The following is an 11593-nucleotide window of genomic DNA, read 5'->3' on the forward strand; positions in this document are numbered from 1 at the left end:
GGCTTACTCCGGCGCTGGAAGGAGCGGCAGGGTCGGGATCTGCGTTTCGGCGGCGGCACGCAGGGCCGCGGGGAAGTCGGGCAGGATGTCCTCGACGAGGGTGCGATAGCTCGGCGCGTAGAGGAGTCCCCAGCGCCGCGGATCCAGACGTTGTCGCGCGCGCTCGAGCTCGCGCTTGGCCTGGAGAACGCGGGCCATATGCTCCGCATCGAGCGGGATGACCAGGCCCGGACAACGCAGGCATCCGCCAAAGTGCCGGCACACCCGTCCCGCGGTCGAGCCTGGCGCCATGCCGGCGAGCGGATTGAGGCAGCTATGGCCGAACGGCGCCGTCGCGTCCGCGCCGAGCGCAATGTTGTCGAGCAGCATCTGATCTTCGGTTCCGCTCTTTTCTCCCATGATCCAGCCGATCATCAAATCCTGCAGCCGGGCGATCGTGTCCCGCTGAACGCGGCGCGTCTCCGGCCCCTTGATGTAGAGCTCGGTGGTGTCGGCGCGGGCGTGGTTCAGCACCGCTTGCGTCATCAGAATGTCGCCGCCGGACGCCTTGTAATGTTCGGTGGCGACGCTGCCGCGCAGGAACACCGCCGCAAAGTCCGGCAACGGCGCGCGCGGGCGCTCCGGCGCCGCTTTGTTCCAGATCGCAATCCGGGCATTGGAACGGCCGATGAACTGCTTGACGGCGTGCGACAGCGTTCCTTCCGCGACGAGCGTGACGGTGCTCTTCTTTTCGCTCCTCACCAGGAACAGTCGATTGCGATCCTGCCGGGTCGCCTGCGCGGCAAGCGGCGCCGTCATCGCCAGAAGCTTGTCGATCAGGTTCGGGGCGGCTGAGCTGCGGCGGCGATCGAAGGAACGCCGTTGGGCGCGTTTGACCTTTGCGCCGGCGCGCGGCTTGGCCCATTCGATGATGATCCGGTGCTCATCGAGCGGGTGCGGCACCTGGCAATCGCGTGCAATCAGACGCAGCGCCTGCGGATTACCCGCCGTCTGGATCGCCAGGGCGATGAAGAACGGCACAACCGTTTCGCCGGTCAGATGGAGATAGCTGCTGAGATGGCGAAGCCCGCCATGGCGCGTGATCGCCGAGTGGCCGAACCCCTGCGCCACCAACTTCCTTTGGGGCGGAAGAACGCCGCCGTTGATTTTCGCCACGCCCCGGATCAGCTCGCAGAGCTCGGGATCGACCCCGTCAACCGGTCCGCGCGACGCCAGGATCGCACGCCCCGTCTCGAACCGCTCCCAGGCCTCATCGATCTCCTCATAGCAGGCGCGCAGGATCACCTTGAGTTCTTCGCCGCTCAGGCGCGGCCGAGGCTCGGCATTCCGGTTCGGATAGACCCGGTAGGGAAAGTCGATGCGCGCCGGCAAGCGGGGGGGATGACGGCGCTTGGTCCAGTCGATCAGCTGACGCAGTTGCATCAGCACATTCGCCCGCGACCCCTTTGTCCAGGGCTTTCCCGTCTGTCCCCGTCTCTGACGATCCAGCCAATCGATGTAACGGCCGACCATCGCCGTCGTCAGATCGCGGGCGGAGCAAACGCCGCCATCTTCCGCCGCAAAGCGCGCGAAGGCCCGCAACGCCATCCAGCAGTGACGCTGTGTGTCGTGACTGGACGCGGCATGATGGTGCCGGAACGCATCGGCCAACAATGCCGTCACGTCCGGCGGCAAGGCGAACGCCGCCAGATCGTAGCGCTTCACCACCTCGCCCCAGCCATCCCGGAAGACGACAACGGCGTCGGCCGGCCGCTCCGTCATATCCACCGGCGCGACGACGAGGCGCCGGTCAATGCGGGCGCGGCTACCGGTCATGGGGGATCAGTGCGCCGTAGAGGTAATCGATGCTGTCGGCAAGCTCGCGGGCATTGAGCTCGACACAGCGCAGGTAGATCGCCGTGCTCTGGATCGAGCTATGGCCCAGGAGGACCTGAACGATCTTCAGCGGATTGAGATCGGGCGTGCTCGTCGCCTGTCGTTGCAGCCGCACCAGTATGGTCATCGCGAAGGTGTGGCGCAGCCAATGCAACGACCCCGGCACGCCCGCGGCCCGGAAAGCGCGGGCAAAGGCCGCCGTCATCCGGGCATTGGTGATCGCCTGGCCTTGGGCGTTGAGGAAGAGCGCGGATGGCGGGCGATAATCCGTCCGTCGGCGCTGCAGTGCGCGCACCTGCGGTGTGCGCACCTCATCGATATAGCGGTGCGTGCGGTCGACAAGCCGGATCGGCGGATACACCGTGCGCGGCCTGTCGCCCTTGGTGATCGTCAGCGGCACTCCGACCAGCGGGTGCTCCTCGTCGTCGAGATGCGCGGTCTCCGGCACCTGGAACACGGCGAGCCCGCAAAGCTCCTTGCGTCGCAACCCCGTTGCCAGCGCCCATTCCGCCATCAGCCGGTAGGGCATTTCCAGATGGGCGAACAGCCGCCTGAGCTGATCGACCCGCAAGGGGCGCGGCAGCCGCTCATGCTCGGCCACCGTCAGGATGTTCGCTGCCGTCAGGCCCGGGCGCGGATCGACATGGGCCAGGAACGACTGGCGTCGCCGCATCGCGACACGCACATCGACGAAGTGGAATGGCAACACCTCGATCCAGCCGCGATCATGCGCCCAGGCATAGAACCGGCAGATGGTCCGAACCCGATCGTTGACCGTCGAGCGGGCGTAGGGCCGCTTGGTGTGCGGGCTCGGCTGCGACAGCATGCGATTGCGATAGGCCGCAATGTCCGCCTCGCTCACCATCCGCCAATCGAGCCCGGTCTGCTCCAGGCTGTCGAACCAGTCATGCAGGTGCTCGCCATAGGTGCGCACCGTCTCGGCCGCATGCGAGCGCCCGGGAATCGTGGCGAGCTCGATGAGATAGGCGAAGGCCGGCTCGATGATCGCCATCCGCTCCCAGACCAGGATCGGAAAGCCGGCCGGGATCTCCGGGTAGCCCATCGCCGCCTTGATGATCCGCGCCATGCTGTCCTCCATGATCCGTAAGCCACGAAACGGCGAAGGACGCCGCGCATGCAGCCAGCCCAAGCACGCCAACAAAGGAGACGCTTTCATGAATCGGTTGTTATCTTGAGCGGAGCGCCTTCGGCGCGACTCTTTACTTTTGAATGCGAGGGGTTCCCCTAGCGCTCTCCCGCTCGCCGCGTGGCAGAGGTGCAGAACTTTGCCTGCACCCCATGAACAAGCTTGTCGTGCCGCCGCCGCGTCAAGCGTTGTCCTCGCTCACGCTGCGGGAGCGCTTGACCCGGACGTCTGCAGTGCCTTCCCCGAGATGCTCTGCAAATCTACACAGCCACCATGACAGGCCCGCTACGGAAAGAAGACATTCTCAAAGCAGAACCTAACATGTCCTCCCGCATGACATTTTCGGAAAGGCTGATTCCCGTAGCGTCCTCGCCGGAGCGCTCCTTGCATTCAACGGGAAAATCCTTCGCGATCTCGCCAGCCTCGGCCAGCAGAAGTAGCGCAGCACGGCGGCGACCGCCAGCAGTCACGAAGTAGCGGCCCTTCTTCTCGCCCTTCCGGACAACAAGGTTTTGCAACAGACGGTAGCCGTCCGTGCGAATGCTTGCGGCCAATGCCGCGACGCCTTCGGCGTTGTAGGTTTTGCGGACGTTCTTCGGATCCGCGTCCAGCTTGTTCAATGGAATGGTGATGGTCTCGGTCATGATGATTTCTCCTGATTTCCCTTTTCCCGCGAAGCGGTTTCCTGCCCGAAGGGGCAGGAGCCCCGCTCCTGCTCCCGAGCTCGTGCGGAACAGCGGGGGAGAGGGGGGCAAGGAGACAAATCGGAGGGGGATCACCCGCCCGAGGCGAAGCCGAAGGGGCACGCTGGATCCGCTTTGCGGATCCGCGCGGATCCTGCACGAAGCGTGGGCCAGGCCCACGCGAAGGAAGGACGGGGAAACCGATTTTCTCCTTGCAGGGGAGAGGGGGCAGCGCGCCCTTTCTCCATCAGGCAAGAGGACTTCGGCCCGCGCCAGCGGGGCGCCTGTTAACCGGAAAATGTGCTGCTCGAGGAAATTGCACGAAGAGCGGCAGTCCCAAGCTAAGCGGCGCCGAGCGCTCCGATACAGCCGCTCGCTCTCTACGGCGCTGTTGGAGGCGCGCTCGCGAGCGGCTTCGCCGCCGAGCTACATCACCTCTGGGGACAGGACCCGGCGCTAGTTGTGAAGACCTATCGCTCGGTACCCGTGATAAACGGCTGCCTCTGGGTGGGAAGGGGACGGGCAGGTTTTGGTTGGCGGGGTTGTGGAAGCTGACCTTCATCCAATGTGACCCACCTTCAGCTTCGCGCCTTCTATCTCGGCCATTTGGGCGCCAATAGTGATCTGTTGGAGGCAGCCTTTCTGTGGGGACCTAAGGCGGAGCCCGACTATGGAGCTATAGCCCGCTTCTCCTATAAACGTTGCAAGAGATTTGAGACAACTCGCTTGAAACGCTCCCACCTGCTCGGCTTCGCTTCTACGGGCGGCGGCCCCCGCAGCGACTTCTGCTCGCCATAGAACTGCTCGTTGGCCCGTTGGTCCTGTGTCCTGCCCGCGGCAACCCTTTCGTCCGACCACGATTCTGCCCAGAGCGTCTTATTGCGCCTGATCCAGTAGTGCGACCGGCAGGACAGGTTCCAATTGCCGATTGAAGGGTCGAGCGATATCGAGACGCCATCAAATGTGAGCTTCCAGTCGGTAGGGCTCAGCGGCGTGACAACCTGGGTGCCGCACCCGCACATGCACAGGTGCATCGCCGTGCGAAAGCGCACGGAGACGTAGAGGATGCGCTCCTCCATCTGCTCGGGCACGCTCTCGACGAAGACGTGGCGAAGCTGCGGTGCGGGTTTCATGCCCGATCCTCGCTTAGAAGCACGTTTCCGCCAATCATGTAGTTGATGAAATGCTCGTGGCGGCGGTCGTCGTAGAAGCCGAGCAGTTTCTTGTATTTTATGACCGCAAGTGCGGCGCTGAACATGTTGAGGTCGGCAACCTGTATATTCTTGGCGTAGATGTTTTCATGACCGTCGCCCGCCAGCGAGACGCGCTCTGCGACATGATCGCGCTTGGAGGGCGTGCTAAGCGTCACTGTAAGCATGCCATGCAAGGTGTCGTCCTCAAGCCCTAGTCCCATGCCGGTATCGATGAATGGCACACTTGCGCTTTCGAGCTCCCTGAAGATGGCGCCCTTGGCTCCGCCAGCGTCGGCGCAGATGAACACAAACTTCATGTCGCGCAGCAGATGGAGGTTTTCGGGCGTGATGGAGGTGGGATGGGGAACGATGCCGCGGTGCATCGCGCTGTAAATGCCGGCCCAATGATCAACCTTGAAGGGGATGGTGCGCAGATGGTCGAGCGACGGCGCGCCGGGGGTGCGGAAGGCGTTATGCTGGCCGAACTTGTCACCGTCAAAAAGATGGATTTTACTAACCGGGGTCTTGGCAAGAAGGTCGAGTACGTAGGAACCGGTGCCGCCGAGACCGACGATGGCGACGCTCTCAAGGCTGAGTTTTCCGCTCGCGTAGGTGATGCCGGCGCGACTCGATGCCGTGTCCACATACTCGAAGGGCGATTCCGCAACCGGGTTCGGGATAACCCGCCAGGTGCGGGCGTTCGCATTCGGATCGATCGCCTGCGCCTCGTTCTGCAAGATCGTCACGTAGGTGGTGATCTTCTGGTAGTAGTCGGGATAGCCCTCCGGCGGTTTGCTCGAAAACGAGCAGCTGACAGTCAGAGCCTCCGATATTTTCTTTGCGGCTTTGGACTTGATAATGCGATCAAGGATCTTGCCGTCTTTGTCGCAGGGAAAGTCGCCGGCGAACATAATAACGTGTGTTTTCGGTTTGCGGGTTTCCTCGTTGAGTTCGGAGACGAGCGCACCGCGGCGAACCTGTCGGTCCTGATCCACGTAGGGAACGCTGCGGATCACAAGGTGATCCGCAATGATCTCGACTTCATAGCCTTCAGCGACTAGCCGCTGGAGGTCGGGATTACGATTTATCGGTGAATTTGACATCGAACACCATCTGGTCGCGGACACGCACCGATTTTCCCTGCGTGAGTGATCCTTCCGGATGTTTGGGCGGACCATCAAAATAGCCGACGGTGTAGACGATCTCCTTGCCCGGGGGCGGTACCGGGTAGGCGATCAGAACCACCTCCTCGAACTTGATCCGCTTCTTGGTCCAGGGCGTAGGGCGCGTGTTGACGAAGATCGTCACATTCACCTGCGCGGGGCGGGTATGGAATTTTTCCACGCCGGGGGCGCCGATGCGAACCTCGTCATCCTCGTCGATGACCTTGTCGGGCTGATCCTGACGCTCCAGCACCAGTTCGAGGTCGGCGCCCTTCCCGGCCAGGAACAGGATACTGGTGCCGGTCAGGGTCTTGCGCGGCCACTCGAGCGGAATGCCGTCGACGAAGAAGCGGTCCGTGCCATCGCCCTTGATGACGAAGAGGCGCGCCCCGTCTTTCAGATCGACGGTTTCATTCGGGCGAATGGTCTCGAGCTGATGGTTGGGCAGGTGAAGCAAGACAACATAGTCAGTGGCGGGGTTGGCGCCAACAGCCTCGGCGATCTGCGCACCGGTGACCTTGCGGTCTTCGAAAGACACATTCGTGAACGCGAAGGCCTCGTCGCCGATGTCGACATCGAACGCCGTGCGGCCCTGCCGCCGGAGTTCGCCTTCTACCAAATTGGACATAAGGTTCTCCTTTCCCGCCGCGTGTGTTTCACCGCGTCAAGCTTGACGAAATCCCAATAGAGACGGATATTTGCGACTCAGTCCGTTCTAGGACTGACGCTAATCGGACTATAATTAAAAATCAAGTCCGATTTGACACAACATCGAGGAGAAGATGGAAACCCATGAAACAGTCACGCCACACACGACAGCCAGCACTAATCGCGAGCCGCCAAGCCCCCTCGGATTTTTCTTCAAACTCGCCGAAATCTGGGACCTGAACACCGACCAGCAGATCAAGCTGCTGGGATCGCCCTCACGATCAACCTACTTCCGGTGGAGAAAGGACGGCGGCGAAGTGTCTGCCGATACGCTGGAGAGAATTTCGCACCTCGGATCCATCTACAAGGCGCTGCGGATCGTCATGGATTCGGAGGAATCCGCAGTCGGATGGATCAGAAGGCCCAACAGGTATTTCGAAGGCGCGTCCGCACTGGACGTGATCATGACCGGTAATCTGAGTGACATCATCAGGGTCCGACATTACGTCGACGCCCAGCGTGGAGGTTGAGGTTACGTGTATCCCCGGATCAGAATCGATGGCCAATACCGAAGGCTCATTCCGTCGAAGTACCCGACCATCGATATCTATGAAAGTTTCGGCTCCCGCGAGATGCAGGCATTCGCGGCAGGGCTGGAAGCGGTGACCAATCCTCGGCTTGCCGCGAAATCGCGCATCACAGGTGGCGATATCTCGGCGGATGCAGCTTCACCGCGTCTACAGAATTGGAACCATGCCCCTTTCTCTTATCCCATGCCGGAGGGGAGCGATTTCCTTCCGGCACCCTACTCAGTAATGGACCTCGCCTCCGATACGCAGGCGGCACTTGCTCGTGCTGTCCTGCGCCGCGAGTTGTTCATGTCACGCACCGACGAACCGTCGTGCGGTATCGACATGCGGATGTTGGTGCACCAAGTCAAAGGTGAGGTCGTCGACCTGCGGAGTGTCCCGACGGACATGTCGGTCGCCGCACGGCGGCTCATCGGCCGGCAACTCTTCGAGGACGGCGCCAACGGCGTCGTCTACCGAACCGAGGAGGTCCCCGGCCACGATTTCCTCGCGGTGTTCAGTGTCGAAATCCTCGTCGACAAGGCGGTTCAGGGTGCCCACTACCGGTTCAGATGGGACGGCCGTCAGGTCAGCCGAATATTCGATTTCACGCGCAACGACGATATCGACCGTGATGAAGTTTTTGCCAAACCGAGGGCAGCTGCCTAGCGGCCACCCCGTGCAGCGAATTGCCAACACTACGGGCCGTGTTCCTCCGCGCGAAGACATCACCTCCAGCGCAGCTAGGCTGCGCCACCGGCTGATCTGATCGCAAGACTGCAGCTTTCAAAGTCTTGGGTCTTTGTAGCTGCCATTTTGCTTTCGGTCCCGATCTGGCCGCATGCGACGGCTCCTGTGGACGGCAGGTTCCGGAGCATCACAACAGGCCCTTGGAACGGCCGTTATGAGGTCGAGAGCGGTATTTCGTTTCGGGCACCAAGCATCGGATTTCACCACCAAGTTGTGAAAATTGCTGTCCGGCGCGAAATACCGCAGGTAGGAAGCGGACGAAAAATCAGGTCTGGAAAACGAAATGGATTCGATAGACTGGCATGAAGCGCCGCCTATGACGGATGATCAGCGGCGCAATGCCCTGGCTGACATGGCGCTAATCGTGTGCGGCGAAGAACTCGATTTACCGAGGCGCCGTGTCAGGATTTTGCTCGATCATAAGCTGGCGGTGGTCCAGCATCCCGTTTTGGCGGCGGGGAGCCGCACGTCTCTCGGTTTGACTGATCAAAATTGCCTGTAAGGCTGGCAAGCGCGATGGCGGCCGATATGGTGACGGGCTGACGATCTGGCGGCCGGAAGACCTTCCGGCTGCGCTGCTCGCCGTCACAATGGAAGACATTCCAGGTGTCGGCGGCAACATGGCAAAGCGGCTCTATAGTGCCGGCATCTTCACGATGGAACAGCTTTACAATGTCCAGGCGAAGCACATGCGCAAGCTTTGGGGCAATGTTACCGGAGAGCGCCTTTGGTACGCGCTGCACGGTTATGACATCCAAGCACCCGCCTCGAGCCGTGGCATGTTCGGCCATGGCCGCGTGCTGCCGCCGGAGTCACGGACGATCCGCGGCGCGCGCGAAATCTCGCGCCTGCTGCTGATCAAGGCGGCGCGGCGGCTGAGGCGAGAAAACTTCTATGCCGGGGGCTTGTGGCTTTGGCTGTCGATCCGGGACGGGTCCTGGATGGGAAAGCGCCATTTGCCGGTCGTCAACGACGATCAGGCCATACTGTCGGCGCTTTCGGAACTGTGGGACAAGGTACGGAAGGACCACCCGCGCGGCCTGATGATTTTTCGAATTGGCGTCACGCTCTACGACTTGTCGCCATCGCATGAGCGCCAGCTCGATTTGCTGCTCAATGACGATTGCCAGCGACGGCGTTGGGAAAACGCCAGCAAGGCGATCGACAATCTGAATTCGCGCTATGCCGGCACGGTCGTCAGCCTCGGCCAGTGGCAGCCGCCGGCGGGCGGCCATGTTGGCGGCAAGATCAGCTATACGCGCATTCCTTCAGCGGAGGATTTCTGGTGAAAAGCTGGAAGCGAAACATTCGCGTCAGCGACCTCGCTGACAATCAAAAGCTGGAAGCGCGCTGCAAAAAATGCGGCCACGTCCACTATCTCACGCGGGCGATCGTCTGCACGTCGCCGGAGCGTGAATTTCTCTACATCGACGAACTGGAGCGCGAAACCGCCTGCAGGGCGCGCGGCTGTCACGGCGGAGTGCGGCTCTCGATGGTGCGGCTCGACGAGCTGAGCGGATTCGTCGGCGGCCTGGCCTAGCGGTGAAACCGCTACGCTTCCGTTGATCCTATCGCTCGAATTGAGCCGGCCTCAGTTCTCCGCGTCCTCGCGATGTTCCCAGCAAAACCAAATCGTCTGTTTCCCGCGCGGAAAGCCCCAGCCGCCCCACTTCGTGCATCCCGGATGCTCGCAATAGTGTTCGTAGATCCCTGGCGCGCGCGACGCCGGCACCGGCTGTGATGAAGGATCGTCGCTCATCTGTCAGATCCCATACGCGGTTCGCATGTCGATCGGCGTGATCATCTCGTCGCCGCCTTTGTTCTTGCTCGAATTCACCTGGCGGTCGACGCGATAGAATTGAAGTTGGCCGTCAAGATCGTGCGAAAGCAGAGCCTTGGCCTCTCCCGCCGGCATCCTTGGATCGAGCCATGCATCGTAGACCTCGGGAGCGAGGATCACCGGTTGCCTGTCGTGCAGACTGGCCATTGGATCTTGGGCTGCGGCGGTCAGAATCGTGCAGCTGGTGATGCCGAGATTGTCATTGTGGGCCCACAGTCCGGCGAACGAGAATGGCCGGTGATCTGGCAGAAAGATGTACCAGGGGTCACGCCCTTTGTCGGCAGGGCTCAGCGTCCATTCGTAGAAGCCATCCGCAGGGATCAAACAGCGTTTCGATTTGAATGCATCCTTGAAGGCGCCGGATGTGTCAGCCGTCTCCGAACGTGCATTGAACATCGCCCCTTTCGGCATCTCCTTCGCCCACCAAGGCACGAGCCACCAGCGGCCCTCGCGCAGCTTGTGGTTGCCGTCCTCACCGGCGGTAACGAAAACAACATCCTCAGTGGGTGCGATGTTATAGGCCGGCGCGTCGTTGCGCTGCCGCTCCCAGTCCGTGGTGAGCCGGTAGAGCCGGTGAATTTCGGACCAGGACAGATATCGAGTGTAACGACCGCACATGATCTAAACCCGTAAGATTTCCGGCACTCTTAATGGGCCGCTTTCCAGAATCCGCTTGTATTCATCCTTCCGGTGCCATGCACCTCGTGCCCGACTATTCTCGCGATCGCGCTTCGGATCGAACATCACACCACCGAAATGATCCCTGAAGGGCTCCGCAGATGCAAGATCGGCAAAGCAGTGGAGGCGATAGTGCTCCTGCTTGCCGTTCGGCCAGACTGCCGTAACGTGTTGCGTCAGATGGTGGAGACCGCGTGTCTCGCAAAACTCCATGATCAGGGTCAGGTTGTGCATGCAGCAAATGTCGTCCGGCAGCGCCACCTGATATGGGTAGGCGCGGTCGATCGCTGAGTAAGATACCTCACCCATTCTCCGACCCGGCATCAGTCTCGATCTCCCATCTCTTGTGATGCCATTGCCGGCTGAAGCCTGAGGAGACCGCGACCCGAAAATATTGAATTTCGCGCTCCAGGTAGGCGACCTGGACGATCAGTGCGCGAACCGCGGCTCTCGCGTCGCCGCCACAGGAGACGATGACGGCGTCGACGTCGCGCTCCAGATCGTCATCCGGGCCAGCTAGATTCTCGGCATGCATCAGGCCGCCTAGTTCGAAGCCATGGGGCTGTCGTAATGGATCTTGATGAGCCCGGGAACTGCTGCGGCGATCTGTTCGATCTGGCCTTCGAGATAGCCGTTGTGGAGCATCGCAGCCTTGAGAGCTTTCAGCATGTCGCCGCCGTGGCGTGCAATCAGCTTTTCGGCCGCTTGCTGCAGTTCGACTTCCTCAGCGACTGTCAGGGGAGTTTCCTTGTACATTGGGCACCTCTCTTTCGTGCGCGTGCCACAGTGAACAAAATGAGAACAAAAGAGTCAAGTCGGACCTTCATGTCATCGTCAATCGACGTCCTTCTCGTCTTCGCTGCGCACTTCAGCCGTCAGGAAACCGCGCCCTGCTTGGCAGGGCGCGGTGCCGTCGGTCATTTCGGCTTGTTGTCGTTGTCGGCCTTTCCGTCGCCTTTTCGCTGGAGTGAGCGAGGAGATGGCTGCGGGTTCGACTGCCGACAACGACAACAAGCCGAACTGACCAGCCGAACCGCGACGCGGGGC

Annotated in this window: 17 protein-coding genes; 5 read left to right on the plus strand and 12 right to left on the minus strand. The window is 61.3% G+C overall.

Features of this window, described 5'->3' with window-relative positions; translation table 11 throughout:
* Nucleotides 1–3: 3 nt before the first annotated feature.
* The 6 genes from D3227_RS35845 to D3227_RS35870 form a co-directional block, all read right to left on the minus strand.
* Nucleotides 4–1815 carry a site-specific integrase gene (locus D3227_RS35845; protein WP_120018839.1) on the minus strand — a complete coding sequence of 604 codons (1812 nt, stop codon included), beginning with the start codon at nt 1813–1815 and terminating at the stop codon, nt 4–6.
* Nucleotides 1805–2962: a tyrosine-type recombinase/integrase gene (locus D3227_RS35850; RefSeq protein ID WP_120018855.1), complete on the minus strand. Its 1158-nt coding sequence runs from the start codon at nt 2960–2962 to the stop codon at nt 1805–1807. Before D3227_RS35850 ends, D3227_RS35845 begins: the two co-directional genes overlap by 11 nt.
* Nucleotides 2963–3282: 320 nt before the next feature.
* Nucleotides 3283–3666 (minus strand): ParB/Srx family N-terminal domain-containing protein, encoded by a 384-nt coding sequence (locus tag D3227_RS35855; RefSeq protein WP_120018840.1) that lies wholly within the window; start codon nt 3664–3666, stop codon nt 3283–3285.
* A gap of 731 nt (nt 3667–4397) precedes the next feature.
* Entirely contained in the window at nt 4398–4838 is a 441-nt protein-coding gene (locus tag D3227_RS35860; RefSeq protein WP_120018841.1) for a ubiquitination-like system serine protease family protein, read from the minus strand.
* Complete coding sequence (locus D3227_RS35865) at nt 4835–6001, minus strand: ThiF family adenylyltransferase (protein WP_120018842.1); 1167 nt, start codon at nt 5999–6001, stop codon at nt 4835–4837. Before D3227_RS35865 ends, D3227_RS35860 begins: the two co-directional genes overlap by 4 nt.
* Nucleotides 5976–6689 (minus strand): multiubiquitin domain-containing protein, encoded by a 714-nt coding sequence (locus tag D3227_RS35870; RefSeq protein ID WP_120018843.1) that lies wholly within the window; start codon nt 6687–6689, stop codon nt 5976–5978. Before D3227_RS35870 ends, D3227_RS35865 begins: the two co-directional genes overlap by 26 nt.
* Before the next feature lie 154 nt (nt 6690–6843).
* Here D3227_RS35870 and D3227_RS35875 point away from each other — a divergent pair, with 154 nt between their 5' ends.
* From D3227_RS35875 to D3227_RS35895, 5 genes are all read left to right on the plus strand, one after another.
* A complete protein-coding gene (locus tag D3227_RS35875; protein ID WP_120018844.1) occupies nt 6844–7239 on the plus strand; it encodes an antitoxin Xre/MbcA/ParS toxin-binding domain-containing protein in 396 nt (131 codons plus the stop codon).
* Between the two features lie 6 nt (nt 7240–7245).
* Complete coding sequence (locus D3227_RS35880; protein WP_120018845.1) at nt 7246–7947, plus strand: RES family NAD+ phosphorylase; 702 nt, start codon at nt 7246–7248, stop codon at nt 7945–7947.
* 364 nt (nt 7948–8311) lie between these two features.
* On the plus strand, nt 8312–8530 hold the full coding sequence (locus D3227_RS35885; RefSeq protein ID WP_147377774.1) for a hypothetical protein: 219 nt from the start codon (nt 8312–8314) through the stop codon (nt 8528–8530).
* A gap of 88 nt (nt 8531–8618) precedes the next feature.
* Nucleotides 8619–9317, plus strand: coding sequence for a DNA polymerase thumb domain-containing protein (locus D3227_RS35890; RefSeq protein WP_245452064.1), 699 nt, complete (start codon nt 8619–8621; stop codon nt 9315–9317).
* Nucleotides 9314–9568, plus strand: a complete 255-nt coding sequence (locus D3227_RS35895) for a hypothetical protein (protein WP_120018848.1) — start codon at nt 9314–9316, stop codon at nt 9566–9568. The genes D3227_RS35890 and D3227_RS35895 overlap by 4 nt, the downstream gene beginning before the upstream one ends.
* A gap of 51 nt (nt 9569–9619) precedes the next feature.
* Here D3227_RS35895 and D3227_RS42010 read toward each other — a convergent pair whose 3' ends face one another.
* The 6 genes from D3227_RS42010 to D3227_RS42345 all read right to left on the minus strand — a co-directional run.
* On the minus strand, nt 9620–9787 hold the full coding sequence (locus D3227_RS42010) for a hypothetical protein (protein WP_167481006.1): 168 nt from the start codon (nt 9785–9787) through the stop codon (nt 9620–9622).
* 3 nt (nt 9788–9790) lie between these two features.
* On the minus strand, nt 9791–10486 hold the full coding sequence (locus D3227_RS35900; RefSeq protein WP_120018849.1) for an SOS response-associated peptidase: 696 nt from the start codon (nt 10484–10486) through the stop codon (nt 9791–9793).
* Nucleotides 10487–10489: 3 nt separating this feature from the next.
* On the minus strand, nt 10490–10855 hold the full coding sequence (locus D3227_RS35905; RefSeq protein WP_120018850.1) for a hypothetical protein: 366 nt from the start codon (nt 10853–10855) through the stop codon (nt 10490–10492).
* A complete protein-coding gene (locus D3227_RS35910) occupies nt 10848–11081 on the minus strand; it encodes a hypothetical protein (protein WP_120018851.1) in 234 nt (77 codons plus the stop codon). The genes D3227_RS35905 and D3227_RS35910 overlap by 8 nt, the downstream gene beginning before the upstream one ends.
* Before the next feature lie 8 nt (nt 11082–11089).
* The gene (locus D3227_RS35915; protein WP_120018852.1) at nt 11090–11302 is read right to left on the minus strand and encodes a hypothetical protein; all 213 of its coding nucleotides are present in this window, start codon (nt 11300–11302) and stop codon (nt 11090–11092) included.
* 78 nt (nt 11303–11380) lie between these two features.
* A partial coding sequence (locus D3227_RS42345; protein WP_208646547.1) for a hypothetical protein occupies nt 11381–11593 on the minus strand: 213 nt, incomplete at its 5' end.

The sequence above is a fragment of the Mesorhizobium waimense genome (assembly GCF_003601975.1).
GTDB lineage: Bacteria > Pseudomonadota > Alphaproteobacteria > Rhizobiales > Rhizobiaceae > Mesorhizobium > Mesorhizobium waimense.